We start from the raw sequence: 19,804 nt of genomic DNA on the forward strand, positions 1-19,804 counted from the left end.
AGGGAGCCTTTTGCTTTATTACCGTGATTAAAAGCCGACGCTGAAGCCTGCTTCGAGCTGCGCGTCGCTCCGGCCGTCGCTGAGGGTATGCTCACCGCCAAACGACAGGCTGTAATCATCGTTAAATTGCCACATCACACTGACGCCCGTCGTCCAGACATCCTGCGGCGCCGTGACGCCCGCCAGCGGCATAGCCTGGTCAACACCGGTAAAGCTTGCCTGATAACGGCCGCTTTCCTGGCTGACGGTGCGCTGATAATGCGTCTGGAAACCGACGCCAATGCGACCATATTTCAGCAGTTCCTGCGTATAGCGGGTGCGTAAACCCACGCCCGCCTGCCAGCGGCCGGTGGTCTGGTCATCCGCCTTCAGACCGAAGCCGCTGCGGCTCTGCTCTTCAAAGGCGCTCTGACGCAGGCTGATATACTGCGCGTCCGCAAACGGCGTAACCTGCCACTGCTCGCCGCTGAAGCGGTAACCGCTCTCGCTGCCAAGCGTAAACCAGCTGCCGCTCTGACGGCTGCTGACGCGCTCGGACTGGCTGCCAAGCCACAGCATACGGCGCTGATCGCCATCGTAGTAGCCGGAAGCCATACGGCCGGTCACATAGTAATCGCCAACGATTTTGCCGCCGTAAAGCGCTGCTTCATTCAGCGTGCCGCGACTGCTTTCACCGCCGCTGCTCAGGCTGCCGGAGGTGTCGCCAAACATCAGCGAACTGCCGATAAAGGTATTGCTGTCGATAAAGGTATCCTGCCCCGTTACCCAGCCGTTCGCGGCGTAGTTGACTGGCGCAAAACCGGCGTGGCCAAGGCTGCCGTTCCAGGAGAAACGCTCCGCCCACTGGCGGCTTTGCGGCGCGTCCATCAGTTGCGCGATATGCTCTGCGTCGCGGCGCTGGCTCAGGTTGATGGACTGATAGGCCATCGCGCTGCCCGCCGCCGGAAGCTGCCCGGAAAGGCTCTCAAGCGTCGCCTGCGCCGCCTGCGCCGTTGGCGCTTGCTGAATTTGCGCCGCCGTCGCCGCAAACGCGGTTTGTTGCGCGTCCGCCGGTTGGTTATCCAGTTGCACAAAAGCCTGCTCAAGGCGCGTTGCGCCGGAAGCGGCGGCTGGCGTGTAATTTACGCCGCTCACCTGCGTGGCCTGAAGGCGCTGAATATTCAGCCAGACCTGGTTTGCGCTGTAACCTACCGAAGCGTCCAGGAATACGCCAGGCTCCTGCGTGAAGCTGCTGAATTGCCCCTGCACCGACCCGGCGTTGATCACCTCCTGCTGGCTTTTGGTAACGTAACCCTGAGGCACGCCCAACACATGAAGATCGCCATTCAGCGCGGCATTACCCGCAACGTTAAGCGTAGAGCCCAGCATGAAAGCAAGATGCCCTTCGCCATACTGCGTGTAGTTGCCGCCGAAGCGGGTTTCGCCATCGCGCAGGATCACATATCCACGGTTATCAACATCGCCCTTTACGCCGCGCATGTCGAGAGCGCCTGCGCTGCCGACGCTTGCGGAAGAGGCGATGCTCTTGCCGGAGAGAATGCCGCCCAGTACGCGGGTCGCGCCGGTATAGGTGGCTTCTTCCGTCATCACCAGCGTGCCGGTGCCGTTTTTGATCAGCCCGCCTGCGCCGCTGATGGGGTTGCGCCAGGTCGAGCTGTAACCATCAAACGAGACGCTGACATCGCCCCAGTCGAACTTCGCCGGGCCTTTGATGGCTTTGCCCACGTCGAGCATACCGTAACCATAAACCTCATCCACCCCCGGCGCGCCGAGGTCGGCGGCGGTGCCAAGCAGCGTCTGGCGTACCAGATCGTTTGAGAAATAGGGGAACTGCTGCCAGACCTGCGCGGCCGCGCCTGAGACCTGCGGCGCGGCGAAAGAGGTACCGTTCACCAGGCGCAGCTGCGCGTTGCCCTGCTCGTCTTCCTCAAGCACATAAACGTTACCCGGCGCGGCGAGGCAATTGTATTTGCTGATGCCGCAGCGGTTCGCGTAAGAGGCGATAGCATTCAGGTTGTTGGTCGCCGTCACCACCAGCCAGCCTTTTTCCAGCTCCTGCGAGCCTGAAACGACTGGCAGGCTGGCGATGGTGCTCGGGTTAGCGGCGGAACTGTTGCCGCTTGCAAAAACCACCAGCCCGCCCTGGGCGATAAACGGCTTCCAGGCGTTGACGTAATAGTTGGTTGTCGCGCTATTCGTCGTGTCCCAGTTCGGGATTTCCCATGAATTGTTGATGATTTTCGCGCCCGCGCGCGCCAGGTCGCTGTTCACCTGAGCCAGGGAAAGGCTGTAGGCGGCGTTGCTGCTGTCGGGGATAATACGGGCGCTGATAAGCGACGCGCCGGAAGCGGTGCCGCCGGAGAAAACGCGGGCTGTACGGCCCGCCAGCGTCTGGGCGACCGACGTGCCGTGGCCGCGCACATCTTCTACGTTAAGGTTGTTGGTTGCCGGGTCGACATAATTGAGCACGCCCGTAACGGCGCCCTGCAATGCCGGGTTCTGGCTGTCGATGCCCGTATCCGCAACGCCAACGGTAACGCCTGCGCCATTCACGCCTGCCGCGCGCGCCGCCGCCGCGTTGGTAGTGAAAAGGTTCTGGTTCCATGGCGTGCTGACAACGGTTTCACCTGCGGAAAGCGCAGGCCCACCAGGCTGAGCAACAGGCGCTTTTAAAATCGTCTTGTTGGCCGGCGGGGTTGCCACAACGCCGCTGTCGTTGCCCGGACTGGCGTTATTACCCGCGCCGCCGCTGTTTTGCGCGCTCGTCTTACTGGCGCCGTCGCCCGTGACGCCGTTAACGGTGCCGCTGTGGTCACCGCCACCGCCACCGCCGCCGCCACCGCTGCAAGCAGAGAGCATCACAATCAAAACTGATTTCCCTGTAATCGAAAAAGTCCGTTTACCCAAAGACTTTTTTGAGGGCATAACAACTCCCGGGCGATTTAACGCCTTTATAAAAAAGTTTTCCCTGAATTCCGCAAATTAAAAATTTCGGCTTTCGTATGTCTGCATAAATGCCGCCAGCAGCAGAATGGCACTGCTCATTGCAGGAAGAATTATCAAAATAAACAGGTGATATTTCTTTTTGCTTGCTTTAGTGGCGCTAAACTCTATCGGCCTGATTCAGTAAAACTTTAATTTTAGATATATGCAGCAGAATGTTTTTTATGTAATTAGTTTAAATACAACGAGATAAATTTTGCTTAGGCGGAGGCGACCGCCAGGCCAGGCTCGTCTCCTGAGCCCTTGCCAGGGCTGGGGCGGTGAGGAAAACCGGAGGGTGATACAGACAAAACGAGCATCCAACCCTTTAACAACAAGGGTGATGCAGCCTTATTAATTAGCAGACTAAAGAATTAATCCTCCGACTTATTATTAGCGGTATTTTCCTTTCCTTTTAATATCTAAATCCCGGCGGTTCTCAATATAAAAATAAGGCGTCGGGTTTTAATACCATCTGTCGGGGAGCTATTTCTTTTAAAGAGACACAACCCTGAATTAATAGCCAGTTGAAACAGCCTGTTTATGATTTCCTTTACTATCAGTACCGAAAAATAGCAGGCATTGAGGGGGGCCTGACGCAGCGATGCCGCCGGGCGAAGCTGGTAAAAAGGCAAAAAAAAAGAGCGCTTTCGCGCTCTTTTTATCGGGTAGCGTTTTACGCTTTCAGCTTACGCATAACCAGCGTGGCGTTGGTACCGCCAAAGCCGAAGCTGTTAGACATCACGGTCGTCAGCTCGCGCACGGTCGGTTCCGTTACGATATTGAGACCTTCCGCCTGCTCATCCATCTCTTCAATGTTAATGCTCGGCGCGATAAAGCCGTGCTCCAGCATCAGCAGGGAGTAGATCGCCTCCTGCACGCCTGCGGCGCCCAGAGAGTGGCCGGTCATCGCTTTGGTGGCGGAAATGGCCGGGGTATTGTTGCCGAACACTTCACGGATAGCGCCCAGCTCTTTCACGTCGCCCACCGGCGTGGAAGTGCCGTGCGAGTTCAGGTAGTCGATTGGCGCGTCGAGATCCTGCATCGCCATCTTCATGCAGCGCACCGCGCCTTCGCCCGACGGAGCAACCATATCTGCGCCGTCAGACGTCGCGCCGTAGCCGACGATTTCAGCATAGATGTGAGCGCCGCGCGCCAGCGCGTGCTCCAGCTCTTCCACAACGACCATACCGCCGCCGCCTGCGATAACAAAGCCATCGCGGTTCGCATCATAGGTGCGGGACGCTTTTTCCGGCGTTTCGTTGTATTTGGTCGAGAGCGCGCCCATGGCGTCGAACTCACAGGCCATTTCCCAGCCGAGCTCTTCGCCGCCGCCGGCAAAAACGATATCCTGTTTGCCAAGCTGGATCTGCTCAACCGCGTTGCCGATGCAGTGTGCGGAAGTCGCGCAAGCGGAGCTGATGGAATAGTTCACGCCGTGGATTTTGAACGGCGTCGCCAGGCAAGCGGAGACCGCGGAAGCCATAGCCTTGGTCACAACATACGGACCAACCGCTTTCAGACCGCGCGGGCTGCGCATTGCGTCTGCGCCAAATACCTGTGCTTTGGAAGAGCCGCCGGAACCGGCGATGATGCCAACGCGCGGGTTGTTCTGATAAACCTCTTCGCTCAGGTTTGCATCCTTGATGGCTTCCTGCATCGAAAGGTACGCATAGATAGAGGCATCGTTCATGAAACGAACCACTTTGCGGTCAATCAGGCCCGTGGTGTCCAGTTTTACGTTACCCCAGACGTGGCTGCGCATACCGGAATCGAGAAATTCTTGAGAGAAAGTGATCCCCGAGCGCCCTTCACGCAGAGATGCCAGGACTTCCTGCTGGTTATTACCGATGCTGGAAACGATGCCCAAGCCAGTAATCACTGCACGTTTCATTCAATACCTCTGTAGTCGCACTTTGTAAGATTCGTGTCGCAAGATAGCGTACACTTGTACGCCGAACAAGTCCGATCAGCCAAAATATCAGGAAATTTGCACCGCTTTACACACATCGTTAAGATCGTGCCACCGCCTGTCAGACGAGCAACTTACGTGAAACTTAACGCGATACAACCGGCCAGCCTTGACTTTAATAGTGAGGGTACACCTGTTTCCCGAGATTTTGATGACGTTTACTTTTCTAATGATAATGGGCTGGAAGAAACCCGTTATGTTTTTCTCGGCGGCAATCACTTGCCGGAACGCTTCCTCACGCATCCCCGTTCGTCGTTAGTCGTCGCCGAAAGCGGCTTCGGCACTGGTCTCAACTTCTTAACGCTCTGGCAGGCCTTTGACGCTTTTCGCCATGCCCACCCGCAGGCGCCCCTTCAGCGCCTGCACTTCATCAGCTTCGAAAAATTTCCGCTTACCGCGCAGGATCTCAGGCAAGCGCACGCCCACTGGCCTGAACTCGCGCCGTGGGCGCAAAAGCTGCAGCAGCAATGGCCACTGCCGCTGCCGGGTTGCCAGCGTTTGCTGCTGGACGACGGGCGCATCACGCTCGATCTCTGGTTTGGGGATATCAACTCGCTTGTCGATGAGCTGGATGATTCGCTCAACCAGCAGGTAGACGCCTGGTTTCTGGACGGCTTTGCGCCAGCGAAAAACCCTGATATGTGGACGCCGAAGCTCTTCTCGGCGATGGCGCGCCTGGCGCGTAAAGAGGGCACGCTTGCGACATTCACCTCAGCCGGGTTTGTACGCCGGGGTTTGCAGGAGGCGGGTTTTACCATGCAAAAGCGCAAAGGCTTTGGGCGCAAGCGCGAAATGCTGACCGGCATCCTTGAAGAGCGAGACGACGCCGTTTCGCGCACGCCCTGGTTTGCCCGTTCGCCTGCCTCCGCCCGGGAAGCCGCGGTTATCGGCGGCGGCATCGCCAGCGCCCTGCTCTCGCTCGCGCTGTTACGCCGCGGCTGGCAGGTGACGCTTTATTGTGAAGATGAGGCTCCGGCTCAGGGCGCATCCGGCAACCGCCAGGGCGCGCTTTATCCGCTGCTAAGCCAGCACGACGCCGCGCTGGCGCGCTTTTTCCCCGCTGCTTTTACGTTTGCGCGTCGTCTTTACGACAGCCTGCCGGTGTCATTCGACCACGACTGGTGCGGCGTCACGCAGCTCGGCTTCGATGAAAAAAGCCAGCAGAAGATTGACCAGATGCTGAGCCTGGATTTGCCCCAGCCGCTGGCGCGGGCGGTTACGGCGCAGGAAGTGGAAGCGCGTGCGGGCGTAGGCACCGGCTGCGGCGGCATTGAATATGCGCAGGGCGGCTGGCTGTGCCCCGCCCAACTCACGGCGGGCGTGCTGGAGCTTGCCTGCAAGCTGGGGTTAAAAACGCGTTATCGTCGCCGCGTTACTGCGCTCGCGCAGGAGCAAACCGGCTGGAGGCTCGATTTTGATAACGGCGAGCAGGCTTACCATCAGGCCGCCGTGCTGGCGAACGGCTGGCAGATAAGCCGCTTTGAACAGACGGCGCCGCTGCCGGTTTACCCGGTCGGCGGCCAGGTAAGCCATATTCCTACCGCGCCAGCGCTTGGCAAGCTGCGCCAGGTGCTCTGCTATGACGGTTACCTGACGCCGCAAAACCCGGCCAACGGCATGCACTGTATCGGCGCAAGCTATCATCGCGGACGCGAGCAAATGGTTTATAACGAGGCGGATCAGCAGCATAACCGCCAGCGGCTGATTGACTGCCTGCCGCAAGCTGACTGGACGCAGGAAGTTGATGTCAGCGGCGGCGAAGCGCGCTGCGGCGTAAGGTGCGCAACGCGCGACCATTTGCCGATGGTGGGCAACGTGGCGGACTACGAAGCCACGCTTTCGCAATACGCGACGCTTGCCGCCGCGCCGGAAAACGCCGCCCCCGCCCCGGTTCATGCCAATCTGTTTATGCTGGGCGCGCTTGGCTCCCGCGGCCTGTGCAGCGCGCCGCTGGCTGCGGAAATTCTCGCTTCGCAAATGAACAATGACCCGCTGCCGCTGGATAGCGCAACGCTTGCGGCGCTGAACCCCAACCGTCTGTGGGTGCGAAAGCTGCTGAAAGGAAAAGCGGTGAAGTGAGTGTCGCAGTGGGTGGGAAAGGCGCTATGCTTTTCAGCCCGGGGGCGTTCACGCATACCTGAACCGCTCCTCCCCGTCAGGAAGAGGAGCGATGCAAGTTAAGCCCCGAGGGTTACTTCAACTTCGCCTGCTGGAACAGGTTATCCCACATGCCAAGCACCAGCGCCTGGTCGCGCGGGGAGAGCTCGCCGGCGTGAATGGCGGTTTCAAGGCTGTTGGTCACTTTCGCATACACCGCTTCCGGCGAATGGTCGTCGCCCTGCTCAAGCTCGGCTACCGCCAGCGTCAGGTGCCCGCGCAGGTAGCCGCTGGCGAACAGTTCATCATCGCTGGCATGCGCTACCATGTCGTCAATCAGCGCCAGAATGCGTGCTTCAAATTCCGCGATCATCTTCTTTCCTCTTTCAGTACTATGGCGATCAGCACAAGTCTTCCGGCCATGGAAATTGCTCCGCCGTAAACGGCGGCGTCTGGTAGTAATCTTGCAGAGCAGCGATAAAACGCGCCGGGCGCGTCGGGATCCCCTGCTCCAGATAGGTCATCACCTGAGCGTGCACCCGACGCTGAAAAGCGATGCGATCCGGGTCAAAATTTCCGCTCAGGTTGTCGCAGCTAACGTTAAACGGAAAATTCGCCGCCGCGCAAAAGAGCCATTCCAGCGCCTGCGGCTTCACTTCAACATCTTCAAACTGGTGCTGCGTGGCTTCGTCGCGTCCGTCCGGGCAGTACCAGTAGCCGAAGTCCACCAGCTCGCGCCGCGCTTTGCCCGCAATACACCAGTGCGAAATCTCATGCAAAGCGCTGGCGTAAAAACCGTGGGCGAAAACCACCCGGTTGTAAGGCGCGTCGTCGTCAGCCGGAAGATAAACAGGCTCATCGTCGCCTTTAATCAGACGGGTATTAAATTCTCCGGCAAAGCAGCCGTCGAATATCTCTATTAGCTGTTGGTAATGGTGTTCTTTACTCATTAGTTTATCCCTAAGGCTTGCAGAATTTCCGTTCCATGGCTGTCATATAAAAGTTTGGCGCTCATGACCGCCGAGACAATCACTATCATCGGGCGAATAAGCTTCTGGCCTTTGCTCAGCACCAGTCTTGAACCCAGGCGGGCGCCCAAAAACTGCCCCGCCAGCATAATAAATCCGGTCCCCCACACCACTTTGCCGCCGATAATAAACAGCAGCAGGCCACCAATATTCGAGGTGGCGTTCAGCACCTTGGCGTGAGCGGTGGATTTAGCAAGGTTATAGCCGCAGAGCGTGACAAAGGCCAGCGCGTAAAACGAGCCTGCGCCAGGGCCGAAGAAGCCGTCATAAAAGCCCACGCAGCCCCCGGCCACCAGCGCAAAAGGCAGGCCATAGAGACGACGTTGCCGGTCCTCTTCGCCAAGGCGCGGCATCAGCAGAAAATAGAGGCCGATGCCGATAACCAGCAGCGGCAGGATCTGGCGCAGCACGTCAGATTTCACATGCTGCACCAGCAGCGCGCCGGTGGTCGAACCGATGAAGGTCATCAGAATGTTAAGCTTCTGCGATTTGAGATCCACCACGCCGCGACGGATAAAATAGAGCGAGGAAGAGATTGAACCGCCGCAGGCCTGCAGCTTATTGGTGGCCAGCGCCTGCGCGGGCGACATGCCCGCCGCCAGCAACGCAGGCACGGTCAGCAGCCCGCCGCCGCCCGCCAGCGCGTCGATAAACCCCGCCAGCATGGCGACGAAAAACAACACGCCAAGCAGCAGCGGGGAAACCATAAAGAGATCCATTTACTTATCCTTAAAGTACATGCTCATCCAGCAGCGCCTGACAGGAAGGTGGTGGCGGTGGTGGCGCTTTCTTCACTGGCGCCTGTCCGCCCGGTTTGGCGGGGATAAACCAACTTTGCAGCTCCTCGCCGCAGCCATCGCCTGGCGGCGGCGGCGCTTGCTCTTCGCACTCAAGGCTGTCAGTCGGACAGCGCAGGCGCACATGCATATGGGCGCGGTGCTGGAACCACGGGCGCACTTTGCGCAGCCAGTCGCGATCCGGCCCGGCGTCCAGACAAAGTTGCTGCTTAATAGCCGGATTGACGAAAATACGCGTCACTTCATCATCCAGCGCAGCAAGCTTGATAAGCCCACCGATTTCCGGTTTCCACAATGAAGGCACAACCGATTTTCCGTCGCGCGCCACCAGATCCAGCGCCTGGGGCTTGAGCAGCTGTGCGGCGCTCCAGCGCGTTTTCGGCAGTTGCAGGAAGATATCGACATCAAGCCCGGTCTGGTGGCTGGCGTGACCGCCGTTAAACCGTCCGCCCGCGGGCATTCCCATATCACCTACCAGGACGGTGCCCATACCGAGGCGATGCGTTTCACCGCTGAGGCGCTGGATAAAACGCACCAGATCCGGATGACCGAAATAGCGACGCTGGTCGGTGCGCATCACCTGATAAGCATCGTCGTTAAGCGGCAGCGCTTGCGCGCCCACGATACAGCCGTTGGAAAACGCGCCGATAGACTGGGCGCTGCCGGGAATAGGATGACTGATTTTTTGCCACGGTGTGGCGGCGAAAACCGCGCTGCTGGCACAGAGAGCCAGCAGCGCGCAGAGTGCTTTTTTCATGCGTTTACCAGCGAGGCAGTGTTGTGCTGACGTCGGCGTTCTGGGCGCGCTGACGCAGCAGGTGATCCATCAGCACGATAGCCAGCATCGCTTCGGCGATCGGCACCGCGCGGATCCCCACGCAGGGATCGTGGCGCCCGCGCGTCACCATCTCAACCTCTTCGCCGAAGCGGTTGAGGGTGCGGCCCGGCACCATAATGCTGGAGGTGGGCTTCAGCGCGATATGCGCGACGATCTGCTGGCCGCTGCTGATGCCGCCGAGAATGCCGCCCGCATGGTTGCTCTGGAATCCCGCTTTGGTGATTTCATCGCGGTTCTGGCTGCCCTTGAGCGCCACCGCGCCGAAACCTTCGCCAATTTCCACCCCTTTCACCGCGTTGATGCTCATCAGCGCATGGGCGATATCAGCATCAAGACGGTCGAATACCGGCTCGCCGAGGCCCGGCGGTACGCCATCCGCCACGACAGTCACCTTCGCGCCGATCGAGTCGCCCTCTTTCTTGAGCGCCCGCATCAGTTCATCCAGCGCGTCGATTTTATCCGGGTCCGGACAGAAAAACGGGTTCTGCTCCACCTGATCCCACGCTTTGATTTCCAGCGGAATATCGCCCATCTGCGTCAGGCAGGCGCGGATCTGCACGCCGAATTTCTGCGCCAGATATTTTTTAGCGATGGCGCCCGCCGCCACGCGCATCGCGGTTTCACGCGCTGAGGAGCGCCCGCCGCCGCGGTAGTCGCGCAGGCCATATTTTTGTTCGTAGGTGTAATCAGCATGGCCGGGACGAAACACATCTTTAATAGCGCTGTAATCCTGCGAGCGCTGATCGGTGTTTTCAATCAGCAGGCCGATGCTGGTGCCGGTGGTGACGCCTTCAAACACGCCGGAGAGGATTTTCACCTGGTCCGGTTCGCGGCGCTGTGTGGTATAGCGAGAGGTGCCGGGGCGGCGGCGGTCGAGGTCGTGCTGCAGGTCCGCTTCGGTAAGCGGAATGCCCGGCGGCACGCCGTCCACGATGCAGCCCAGCGCCAGACCGTGGGATTCACCGAAGGTCGTTACGCGAAAGAATTGTCCAATACTGTTCCCTGCCATCACGGCTCCTTACCGTTGTCATCGTTATATGTGAAAGGAGTGAATGCGGGCGCGCAGGCCCGCAAGGTACGGATTAATCCCGGTAAATACTGAAGTGTTCGCGCGCGCTGATAAGCTGCGCTTTGGTCAGCATAAAGACGCCATCACCGCCATTGTCAAACTCAAGCCAGGTGAAGGGGACATCCGGATATTGCTCAATCAGATGTACCATGCTGTTACCCACTTCACAAATCAGAATGCCGTTGTCGGTGAGGTAATCCGGCGCGCAGGCCATGATGCGGCGCGCCAGCTTCAGCCCATCGCTGCCCGCAGCGAGCCCCAGCTCCGGCTCATGGCGGTATTCGCCCGGCAGGTCGGACATATCTTCTTCATCCACGTAAGGCGGGTTGGTGACGATGATGTCGTATTGCACTTTCGGCAGGTCGCGGAAGAGATCGGAGCGGATCGGCGTAACGTGGTGGATCATGCCGTGCTCTTCAATATTATGTTCGGTGACCGCCAGCGCATCGGTGGAGATGTCGACTGCGTCCACTTCCGCTTCCGGGAATTCATAAGCGCAGGCGATGGCGATGCAGCCGCTGCCGGTGCACATATCCAGAATGTGCTGCGGCTGATGGTCAATCAGCCCGGCGAAGCGGTTGGTGATAAGCTCGCCGATGGGCGAACGCGGCACCAGCACGCGCTCATCCACATAAAACTCGTGGCCGCAGAACCAGGCTTTGTTAGTGAGGTAGGCCACCGGAATACGCTCGTTAACGCGGCGAATCACGCGTTCAACGATGCGGTGACGCTCGCTGGAGGTCAGGCGCGCGGTGCGCATATCTTCCGGGATATCCAGTGGTAGCCAGAGCGTGGGCAGCACCAGCTGCACCGCCTCATCCCACGGGTTGTCCGTGCCGTGACCATACCAGATGTTCGCCGCGCTAAACCGGCTAACCGCCCAGCGCAGCATATCCTGAATGGTGTGCAGTTCATTAACTGCTTCATCGACGAAAATTTTATCCACATTGCCCTCCGCAGGCCGCACCGCGTTTACATTCGGCGGCTAGTTTGCCATGAAGACGGCGATAAATCAGCATTCGCCGACGCGGCAGGCCGGGAATTGGGCGTTTTATTTGGCACGCGCACGAAGTCAGGTAAACTGCCCCAAAATGCTTAAGACGAGAACGAGATGAAAAAGAAGCCATCGCTGAGCGAGGAAGAAAGCGCGCTGTTCCGTGAGTTGATGCGCGGAACCCGCCAGATAAAGCAAGACACCATCGTCCATCCGCCGCCGCGTAAGAAACTGAGCGAGGTGCCGCCAAAGCGCCTGTTGCAGGAGCAAGTGGATAACAGCCACTATTTTTCCGATGAGTTCCAGCCGCTGCTGAACAGCGACGGGCCGATGCGCTACGTGCGCCCGGGCGTCGATCATTTCGAACTGAAAAAGCTGCGCCGGGGCGACTACTCCCCCGAGCTGTTTCTCGACCTGCACGGCCTGACGCAGATGCAGGCGAAACAGGAACTGGGCGCGCTTATCGCCGCCTGCCGCCGCGAGCATGTTTTTTGCGCCTGCGTGATGCACGGCCACGGCAAACATATTCTTAAGCAGCAGACGCCGCTGTGGCTTGCGCAGCATCCTCACGTGATGGCGTTTCATCAGGCGCCGAAAGAGTATGGCGGCGACGCCGCGCTGGTGGTGCTGATTGAAGTGGAAGAGTGGCAGCCGCCGCAGTTGCCCTAAGCCGACGTTTGCGCGCTGCAAAGCAGATGGTGGGCATATAAAGATAGCGCCGGGCCAAAAAAGCAGAGAGCCGCACTGAGCGGCTCTTTTTTCATGCGACTGGCGTTAAATCGCTTTTTTCATTCTGAGATTGCAGGGGCTCATCTGCCAGTTGAACACCCCTTTGCCGCTTTCGTTATCCAGCGTAACGTTAGCGATAGCGGAAGTGGTGAACATTGGCGGCGTTTCGCCAGGGCAAAGCTCAGAGACCAGATAACCGACCAGCGGCAGGTGCGAAATCACCAGCACCGAGGCTATCCCCTCTTTCGCCAGCGCCTGCAGATAGTCCCCTACCAGATGAACATCGCCGCAAGGCGTCAGCTCCGGCAGGATGTCTTGTGTTTCCGGCAAATTCATTGCCTCCCGTACGACATCCAGTGTCTGTTCGGCTCGCAGGAAAGGGCTCACCAGAACACGTTCGATATCCACCTTTTGACCTTTTAACCAGGTCGCCATTTGACGGGATTCATCACAACCGCAATGGGTTAGCGGACGAACCGAATCACTGGCGGCATCGAGTGCTGCGTCGCCGTGACGCATGATAAAAACTTGCATATTGCACCGCTTTTGTTAACCAGAATCGCCCTTTTCCCCTTCGGGTATAACACAACCAGTAAGGTTATCAGGGCGGCCGGGCATTGTGCCTGATCCGTACTTCAGATGAAACGCTGTTTTTTACCTTATTGCTGCAAGTATAGTCAATCAACGTTTACAAACTGACCGACCGGCGCTTCATCCGCAGCGGATGTTACTCTTGTTTGACCTCAATTTTTTCCTTCTGGTTCAATTCAGACCAGAAAACGAGGCGTTCTTCGGCCATCCGTATCAGCCTGTCGCAAGGGGCGAAACGCTCCCCATATTGGGCGGTAAGACGTTGCAGCGTCGCGACCACCTCACCCGCGCCCAGCCTATCCATATAGCGGAACGGGCCGCCAAGAAACGGCGGAAAACCAATGCCGAACACGCCGCCGATATCCCCATCGCGCGGCGAGCGCACTACCCCTTCATCCAGACAGCGCGCCGCCTCGTTAAGCATCATCATGACGCAGCGTTCGGCGATTTGCGCCCCGGTAAGCCGGTTGACGGGCTTCACGCCGGTTAACGTATAAATAGCCGGGTCTGGCTGTTTTTTGCTTTTACGCCCTTTCGCAGGATAAAGATAGAAACCGCGGCCATTTTTTCTGCCTTTGCGATCGTCCTTCAATATTGCTGCAACGGCGTCGTGCGGCGCGCTGAAGCGGGAGCCATACGCTTTTTCCAGCACCGGGATAATTTTAGTGCCTACGTCAATGCCTACCTCATCCAAAAGTTGGATCGGACCAACCGGGAAACCAAACTTCACCAGCGCGTCATCAATATGTTCAATGCTCTCCCCTTCCATCAGGCAGCGCATCGCTTCATTCATATAGGGAGCAAGAATACGGTTGACGTAAAACCCGGCGCAGTCGGCCACCACAATCGGCGTCTTGCCCTGCTTTTTGGCAAGCTGCACGGTGGTGGCGATGGTTTCCGCACTGGTGCCGGCGTGCGGAATCACCTCCACCAACGGCATTTTGTCGACCGGGCTAAAATAATGCAGGCCGATGACCTGTTCAGGCCGCGCCGCGTTCGCAGCGATATCGCCAATCGGCAGTGAAGAGGTGTTCGAGGCGAAAATCGTATGCGGCGCGGCGTGCTGCTCCACTTCCTGCACCATCTTTTGCTTGAGCGCCAGGTCTTCAAAGACCGCTTCCACCACGATATCGCGATGATGAAAGCCGCGGTAATCGGTGGAACCGGAAATTAACGCCATCTGGCTGTCGCGCTCTGTTGCTTTGAGATGGCGGCGGCGCACCTTTTTCTCAAGCAGATCCCAGCTGTATTTCAGCGCATGGCTGATGCCTTTTTCATTAATATCCTTGATGCGAACCGGCAGCTTGCCCTTACTGGCGGTGACATAAGCGATGCCGCCGCCCATCAGCCCGCCGCCCAGCACGCCCACTGCGCGAAGAGGCCTCGGCTGCGCCTCGCTGCCAGTCTCTTTTTTAAGCTCGGTGCTGGCGAAAAAAATACCGCGCAGCGCCGCTGACTGCGGCGTCATCGCCAGCTCGCCAAACGCTTTCGCTTCAGCGTCGTAGCCGCTCGCGCTCCCCTGCTCAAGCCCGGTGCGTACGACATCGATGATGCGCCGCGCCGCCGGATAGTTGCCATGGGTTTTCTGCTCGGTTTGCTTTGTCACCATTTTAAACAGCAGCGCACGGCCCAGCGGCCCGGCGAGCACGCGTTCGCGCACCGGCAAACGCCGCCCGTTGCCGCGCCCTTTTTTTACCAGCGCTACGGCGGCATCCAGCAAAATAGAGGATGGCACCACATCGTCCACCAGCCCCACTTTCAGCGCCTGGCGCGGACGCAGCTGCTTGCCGGCGAGGATCATCTCCAGCGCCGTGCTAACGCCAGTCAGCCTCGGCAGGCGCTGAGTGCCGCCGGAACCGGGCAGCAGCCCCAGCTGCACTTCCGGCAGGCCCAGCAGCGTTTTAGGGGAGTCGGTGCAGACGCGGCGATGGCAGGCCAGCGCCAGCTCCAGCCCGCCGCCGAGGCACGGCCCGTTAATCGCCGCCACAACCGGGATCGGCAGCGCATGAATATCCGCCATGATCTGCTGTCCCTGGCGCGCCAGCGCTTCCGCCTCCTGGGCCGTTTTGCAGCTGGCTATCATGTTGATATCAGCGCCGGCGATAAAGTTGTCCGGCTTGCCGGAAATAAACACAACCCCTTCCAGCGCTTTGTTATCGCGAATTTGCCGAAGAATGGCGCGCACCTGCGGACCAAACTCCGCCTTCAGGGTATTCATTTTCTCGTCCGGCACGTCGATAGTTACCACCGCCACGTTATCCGGGCGAACGTGAAGATAAAACGCGGATGTCGATTCCATTATTCGGCCTCCAGCACCATTGCCGCGCCAAGGCCCCCCGCCGCACAGGCGGTCACCAGGCCAAAGCCGCCGCCGCGGCGGCGCAGTTCGTTTAAGGTTTGGGTAATCATGCGCGCGCCGGTGGCGGCAAACGGATGCCCGTAGGCGATGGAGCCGCCCAGCACGTTGAATTTTGACTCATCCACGTCGCCCGTCGCGCGATCGCGTCCAAGCACCTCACGGGCAAAACGATCGCTTGCCAGCATTTTTAAATTCGTGAGCGTCTGCGAGGCGAAGGCTTCATGCATGTCGAACAGAGTTATATCGTTAAGCGTAAGTCCGGCGCGCTCCAGCGCCAGCGGCGTCGACCAGGCGGGGCCGAGCAGCATATCTTCCCACACATCGACCGCGGTAAAAGCGTAGCTTCTCAGGTAGCCCAGCGGCTGCAGCCCCAGCTCTCTGGCGCGGGATTCGGTCATCAGGATAACTGCCGCAGCGCCGTCGGTGAGCGGCGTGCTGTTCGCGGCAGTTACGGTGCCGTGCTGACGGTCGAATGCCGGGCGCAGCTTAGCGTAATCGGCTATTGTCGAGTTTTTGCGAACGTTATTATCTTCGCTAAAGGGTTCGCGGTAAGGCGGTACGTAAGCGGTCATAACCTCCTGCGCAAGTTTCCCCTCTTCCCAGGCCTTTGCGGCCAGTTGGTGCGAGCGGTGCGCCAGCGCATCCTGCTGCTCGCGGGTAATGCCATGGGTTTTCGCCATCTGCTCGGCGGTATCGCCCATCCGCAGGCCCGTGGAGTATTCCGCTACCGCTGGCGGCACCGGCAGCAAGTCGCGCATCCGCAGACGTGAAAAAAGCTTAAGCCGCTGGCTCATGGTGCGCGCTTTGTTCGCATCCACCAGCGTGCGCGCCAGCGTTTTGCTCACACCAATCGGCAGCACAGAAGAGGAATCCGCCCCGCCAGCAATCCCGGCGCGAATCGTCCCCGCCAGCAGGCTTTCCGCGACGTTGGCTACCGCCTGGAAGCTGGTGGCGCAGGCGCGGCTGACGCTGTAAGCGTCGGTATGAACGTTCATCCCGGTGCCAAGCACAATTTCACGAGCGATATTGGGCGCTTCCGGCATTTGCACAACCTGGCCAAACACCAGCTGTTCGATGACGTCTGGTGAGATTTCGCTGCGCGTCAACAGTTCGCCGACCACCATCTTGCCGAGATCGACCGCCGGAACGCCGTGAAACGCCGTCGCCTGACGGGCGAAAGGGGTACGTAACCCACTGATAATCGCTATGCGATCCCCCTGCCGGGTGACCAGCGGTAATGCCTGACTCATAACCTTCCCCTGTAAAAACGTTAAAGCGCAAAAGTGGTCTGACCTGATAACATTCTTAACCAAAAATTTACATTGAGCCAATCGGAGAGAGGAAAAAGTGCGAGGCGAAACACGAATTGAGGGGCAAAAGAAAACGCCTTCCTGGCAAAAAGAAGGCGTTTTAAGAAGAAGGGGTTACCGCAAGCCGAGCTGGAAGATCATGGTTTCCGCCTGGCAGGCAAAAACAAAATCGATATCCATCTGTACGCCGCCTTCCACCTCGGTAAAGCGCGGCGTGACCTGACACGGCTCCGACTCCACTTCACGGGCCTTCGCCGTCAGGGCCGCCAGGGTTTCCTCTGCTTCGGCGCGGCTTGCGAATACGCGGCTGTAAGAGGCGGTACAATCGGTATTGTCCATGATGGTACCCACATCAATACAGCAACAAACCGGGGTTTCATCAGCACTGCATTTACTCATTGTGATTTCCTCTTTTAATAACGCAAAAACGATGCGGTTATTTTACGCTGCCGGAAATTCACCCTCCACATTAACTTTGTTTAAGCGGCGATAAGTGACCGAAATCACAATTAAAAATGATCTAACGCAAAATTCACCCAACCTGATGATCGACGCCGCTTCGAATTTTGCAGACGGGATCGCGTTTCGAAGATCACAATTGAAAAATGTTATAAACATACTTGCAACATATCGGCTGGTCGGACCTATACTCTCGCCACTGGTCTGATTTGTAAGCTGTACCTCAGACCCTACACTTCGCGCTCCTGTTACCTTAGGTAACATTATTTAAAAATAATAAATGGATGAGGTTATGGTCATGAGCCAGAAAACCCTGTTTACCAAATCTGCTCTCGCGGTCGCAGTGGCAATCGTCTCTTCTCAAGCCTGGTCTGCAGGTTTCCAGCTAAACGAATTTTCTTCCTCTGGCCTGGGCCGTGCCTATTCAGGGGAAGGCGCTATCGCCGATGATGCGGGCAACGCAAGCCGCAACCCGGCGCTGATTATGATGTTTGACCGCCCGACCTTCTCCGGCGGCGCCATTTTTGTAGACCCGGACGTCAACGTCTCCGGCCGTTCGCAGACAGGCCGCAGCCTGGACTCGGACAACATCGCGCCGACCGCCTGGGTGCCGAACCTGCATTTCGTGGCGCCGATTAACGAGCAGTTTGGCTGGGGCGCGTCAGTTACCTCTAACTACGGCCTGGCGACGGAATATAACGACAGCTATACCGCTGGCTCTGTGGGCGGCAAGACTGACCTCGAAACCATTAACCTTAACTTAAGCGGCGCCTATCGCCTGGACAACCACTGGAGCTTCGGCGTGGGCTTCGACGCAGTTTATGCGCGCGCGAAGATTGAACGTTACGCAGGCGATCTGCCGCAGCTGCTTGCGGGCGGCATTGCAAGACAAGCGCAGGCGGGTCTTATTCCTGCGGCGACTGCGCGCGCTATTGCAGCCCAGGCGGCTGGCATCAGTTCTGATACTCAAATCGCCTATCTGAAAGGCGATGAGTGGGGCTTCGGCTGGAACGCGGGGATCCTTTATGAAGTAGATAAAGATAACCGTTACGGCTTTACCTACCGTTCTGAAGTAAAAATCGACTTTGACGGCGATTATAAGAGCAGCCTGCCTGCGGCGATTAACCCGATTAACGCCGCCTATGGTCTGGGTCTGCCTTACGGCACCGGCGGCAGCACTACGGGCGGCTCACTGACGCTGAACCTGCCTGAAATGTGGGAAATCTCCGGTTATAACAAAGTGGCGCCGCAGTGGGCCGTACACTACAGCCTGACCTACACCAGCTGGAGCCAGTTTGAAGAGCTGAAGGCGACCAACAGCAACGGCCAGACGCTGTTCCAGAAAGAAGAGAACTTCAGGGATGCTTACCGCATCGCGCTGGGCACCACTTATTACATGGACGATTACTGGACCTTCCGCACCGGTATCGCGTTTGACGACAGCCCGGTGCCGGCCGATCACCGCTCCATCTCTATTCCGGACCAGGATCGTCTGTGGCTGAGCGCCGGCGCTACTTACGCCTTCAATAAAGATGCTTCCGTGGACGCCGGCATTTCTTATATGCATGGTCAGCACGTGGAATTCACCGAAGGCCCGTATACCTTCAAATCTGAAGGTAAAGCCTGGCTGTATGGCGTGAACTTTAACTACGCGTTCTGATAGCGGTTTACTTATCAAAAAAGGCGGGCCGATGGCTCGCCTTTTCTTTTGCGTGGGAATATTACCTGCCCTGCAAACCGGCCTGGTTTCAACCGGCGCCGATAAAAAAGGCGAACCCGGAGTTCGCCTTTTTCACATTCTGCCATCGCTTATTCAGCATCAATCTCTTTGAGATCGTCCTGAATCGCCTGGGCGTTCGGGTTCTCTTGCGGCTTGAGTTTACCGCCATTGGCGATAAAGTCATGGCGCTGGAAGTAAGCTTCACGCACCAGAATATAAGGGTCCGAAGACTGGCGCAGCAGGCCGTCGGAATCCAGCAGTTGCGCACGGGTTTCCACCCCTTCCACCGCCCATTTCCCAACCGACAACGGCCAGGTCAGCCAGGAGAGCACCGGATAGAGCGTATCCACCGCGTCGCCGCCATCTTCACGCAGCGTAAAGCTGCCGTAAAAAGGCAGTTGCAGATAAGGACCGTAGCCCACGCCGTAATAGCCCAGCGTGCTGCCAAAACGGTGCGGCTCTTCGCGTGCCAGCTTGGGATTCGCCATGCCCGCCACATCGATAAAGCCGCCCATCCCCAGAAGGGTGTTGAGGAAGAAGCGGGTAAAGTGCACCATCCCCTGGTAAGGATTGCCCTGCAGGAAATAGTTCACCATCACGGCCGGCTCTTCCAGGTTGCCAGTGAAGTTGCTCAGGCCGTTGCGCGCAGGTTGCGGCACATAATCGCGCCAGGCGACCGCCACCGGGCGCAGTACGTACGGGTCTACCACGTTAAAGTTGAAGTTATACATGGTGCGGTTGAACCCTTCGAACGGGTCCGAACGTCCCTGCTCCGTTTGCGAAGAGCTGGCGCAGCCCACCAGCAGCGTGGCGGCCAGAGCAAGCCCGGTCAGGCGAAATTTCATCTCAGTCTCCCTGT

The 19,804-nt window shown here is 58.3% G+C and carries 16 protein-coding genes; 3 read left to right on the forward strand and 13 right to left on the reverse strand.

Annotation, left to right across the window (positions count from 1 at the left end; translation table 11 throughout):
- Positions 1-27 precede the first annotated feature (27 nt).
- Both MT962_RS19170 and fabB read right to left on the reverse strand, forming a co-directional pair.
- On the reverse strand, positions 28-2,859 hold the full coding sequence (locus tag MT962_RS19170; protein ID WP_247366254.1) for an autotransporter serine protease: 2,832 nt from the start codon (positions 2,857-2,859) through the stop codon (positions 28-30).
- Between the two features lie 799 nt (positions 2,860-3,658).
- Positions 3,659-4,876 (reverse strand): beta-ketoacyl-ACP synthase I, encoded by a 1,218-nt coding sequence (gene fabB, locus MT962_RS19175; RefSeq protein WP_024558231.1) that lies wholly within the window; start codon positions 4,874-4,876, stop codon positions 3,659-3,661.
- A 156-nt stretch (positions 4,877-5,032) separates the two neighbouring features.
- Here fabB and mnmC point away from each other — a divergent pair, with 156 nt between their 5' ends.
- Positions 5,033-7,033: a bifunctional tRNA (5-methylaminomethyl-2-thiouridine)(34)-methyltransferase MnmD/FAD-dependent 5-carboxymethylaminomethyl-2-thiouridine(34) oxidoreductase MnmC gene (gene mnmC / locus MT962_RS19180; protein ID WP_247366228.1), complete on the forward strand. Its 2,001-nt coding sequence runs from the start codon at positions 5,033-5,035 to the stop codon at positions 7,031-7,033.
- Between the two features lie 112 nt (positions 7,034-7,145).
- Here mnmC and MT962_RS19185 read toward each other — a convergent pair whose 3' ends face one another.
- The 6 genes from MT962_RS19185 to prmB form a co-directional block, all read right to left on the reverse strand.
- Entirely contained in the window at positions 7,146-7,424 is a 279-nt protein-coding gene (locus MT962_RS19185; protein WP_024558229.1) for a YfcL family protein, read from the reverse strand.
- A gap of 28 nt (positions 7,425-7,452) precedes the next feature.
- Positions 7,453-8,001 carry an elongation factor P hydroxylase gene (locus MT962_RS19190; RefSeq protein WP_024558228.1) on the reverse strand — a complete coding sequence of 183 codons (549 nt, stop codon included), beginning with the start codon at positions 7,999-8,001 and terminating at the stop codon, positions 7,453-7,455.
- Complete coding sequence (locus MT962_RS19195; RefSeq protein WP_024558227.1) at positions 8,001-8,798, reverse strand: sulfite exporter TauE/SafE family protein; 798 nt, start codon at positions 8,796-8,798, stop codon at positions 8,001-8,003. The genes MT962_RS19190 and MT962_RS19195 overlap by 1 nt, the downstream gene beginning before the upstream one ends.
- A gap of 10 nt (positions 8,799-8,808) precedes the next feature.
- Positions 8,809-9,633, reverse strand: coding sequence for a penicillin-insensitive murein endopeptidase (gene mepA, locus MT962_RS19200; RefSeq protein WP_247366229.1), 825 nt, complete (start codon positions 9,631-9,633; stop codon positions 8,809-8,811).
- Between the two features lie 4 nt (positions 9,634-9,637).
- Positions 9,638-10,723, reverse strand: a complete 1,086-nt coding sequence (gene aroC / locus MT962_RS19205) for a chorismate synthase (protein WP_024561607.1) — start codon at positions 10,721-10,723, stop codon at positions 9,638-9,640.
- A gap of 73 nt (positions 10,724-10,796) precedes the next feature.
- Complete coding sequence (gene prmB / locus MT962_RS19210) at positions 10,797-11,729, reverse strand: 50S ribosomal protein L3 N(5)-glutamine methyltransferase (protein WP_247366230.1); 933 nt, start codon at positions 11,727-11,729, stop codon at positions 10,797-10,799.
- Positions 11,730-11,894: 165 nt separating this feature from the next.
- Between prmB and smrB the strand changes: the two genes are divergently transcribed.
- Entirely contained in the window at positions 11,895-12,446 is a 552-nt protein-coding gene (gene smrB, locus MT962_RS19215; RefSeq protein WP_024561606.1) for an endonuclease SmrB, read from the forward strand.
- A 105-nt stretch (positions 12,447-12,551) separates the two neighbouring features.
- On the opposite strand, the gene sixA is transcribed toward smrB, so the two are convergent.
- From sixA to MT962_RS19235, 4 genes are all read right to left on the reverse strand, one after another.
- Positions 12,552-13,040, reverse strand: a complete 489-nt coding sequence (gene sixA, locus MT962_RS19220) for a phosphohistidine phosphatase SixA (protein ID WP_024558222.1) — start codon at positions 13,038-13,040, stop codon at positions 12,552-12,554.
- 193 nt (positions 13,041-13,233) lie between these two features.
- Entirely contained in the window at positions 13,234-15,396 is a 2,163-nt protein-coding gene (gene fadJ, locus MT962_RS19225) for a fatty acid oxidation complex subunit alpha FadJ (protein WP_024561605.1), read from the reverse strand.
- Positions 15,396-16,706 (reverse strand): acetyl-CoA C-acyltransferase FadI, encoded by a 1,311-nt coding sequence (gene fadI, locus MT962_RS19230; RefSeq protein ID WP_048888519.1) that lies wholly within the window; start codon positions 16,704-16,706, stop codon positions 15,396-15,398. The genes fadJ and fadI overlap by 1 nt, the downstream gene beginning before the upstream one ends.
- 174 nt (positions 16,707-16,880) lie before the next feature.
- A complete protein-coding gene (locus MT962_RS19235) occupies positions 16,881-17,165 on the reverse strand; it encodes a YfcZ/YiiS family protein (protein ID WP_024558506.1) in 285 nt (94 codons plus the stop codon).
- Positions 17,166-17,523: 358 nt separating this feature from the next.
- Here MT962_RS19235 and fadL point away from each other — a divergent pair, with 358 nt between their 5' ends.
- Positions 17,524-18,885 carry a long-chain fatty acid transporter FadL gene (fadL, locus tag MT962_RS19240; protein WP_034882364.1) on the forward strand — a complete coding sequence of 454 codons (1,362 nt, stop codon included), beginning with the start codon at positions 17,524-17,526 and terminating at the stop codon, positions 18,883-18,885.
- A gap of 149 nt (positions 18,886-19,034) precedes the next feature.
- On the opposite strand, the gene mlaA is transcribed toward fadL, so the two are convergent.
- Positions 19,035-19,790, reverse strand: coding sequence for a phospholipid-binding lipoprotein MlaA (mlaA, locus tag MT962_RS19245; protein ID WP_024558508.1), 756 nt, complete (start codon positions 19,788-19,790; stop codon positions 19,035-19,037).
- Positions 19,791-19,804: the final 14 nt, after the last annotated feature.

This window comes from Franconibacter sp. IITDAS19 (genome assembly GCF_023079515.1).
Taxonomy (GTDB): Bacteria; Pseudomonadota; Gammaproteobacteria; order Enterobacterales; family Enterobacteriaceae; genus Franconibacter; species Franconibacter pulveris.

Coding starts and splice junctions, on each gene's coding strand:
- MT962_RS19195 (WP_024558227.1), bottom strand. CDS start 8,798: ATGGATCTCTTTATGGTTTCCCCGCTGCTGCTTGGCGTGTTGTTTTTC.
- MT962_RS19190 (WP_024558228.1), bottom strand. CDS start 8,001: ATGAGTAAAGAACACCATTACCAACAGCTAATAGAGATATTCGACGGC.
- fabB (WP_024558231.1), bottom strand. CDS start 4,876: ATGAAACGTGCAGTGATTACTGGCTTGGGCATCGTTTCCAGCATCGGT.
- sixA (WP_024558222.1), bottom strand. CDS start 13,040: ATGCAAGTTTTTATCATGCGTCACGGCGACGCAGCACTCGATGCCGCC.
- MT962_RS19235 (WP_024558506.1), bottom strand. CDS start 17,165: ATGAGTAAATGCAGTGCTGATGAAACCCCGGTTTGTTGCTGTATTGAT.
- fadJ (WP_024561605.1), bottom strand. CDS start 15,396: ATGGAATCGACATCCGCGTTTTATCTTCACGTTCGCCCGGATAACGTG.
- mlaA (WP_024558508.1), bottom strand. CDS start 19,790: ATGAAATTTCGCCTGACCGGGCTTGCTCTGGCCGCCACGCTGCTGGTG.
- MT962_RS19185 (WP_024558229.1), bottom strand. CDS start 7,424: ATGATCGCGGAATTTGAAGCACGCATTCTGGCGCTGATTGACGACATG.
- fadI (WP_048888519.1), bottom strand. CDS start 16,706: ATGAGTCAGGCATTACCGCTGGTCACCCGGCAGGGGGATCGCATAGCG.
- fadL (WP_034882364.1), top strand. CDS start 17,524: ATGAGCCAGAAAACCCTGTTTACCAAATCTGCTCTCGCGGTCGCAGTG.
- smrB (WP_024561606.1), top strand. CDS start 11,895: ATGAAAAAGAAGCCATCGCTGAGCGAGGAAGAAAGCGCGCTGTTCCGT.
- MT962_RS19170 (WP_247366254.1), bottom strand. CDS start 2,859: ATGCTCTCTGCTTGCAGCGGTGGCGGCGGCGGTGGCGGTGGCGGTGAC.
- mepA (WP_247366229.1), bottom strand. CDS start 9,633: ATGAAAAAAGCACTCTGCGCGCTGCTGGCTCTCTGTGCCAGCAGCGCG.
- aroC (WP_024561607.1), bottom strand. CDS start 10,723: ATGGCAGGGAACAGTATTGGACAATTCTTTCGCGTAACGACCTTCGGT.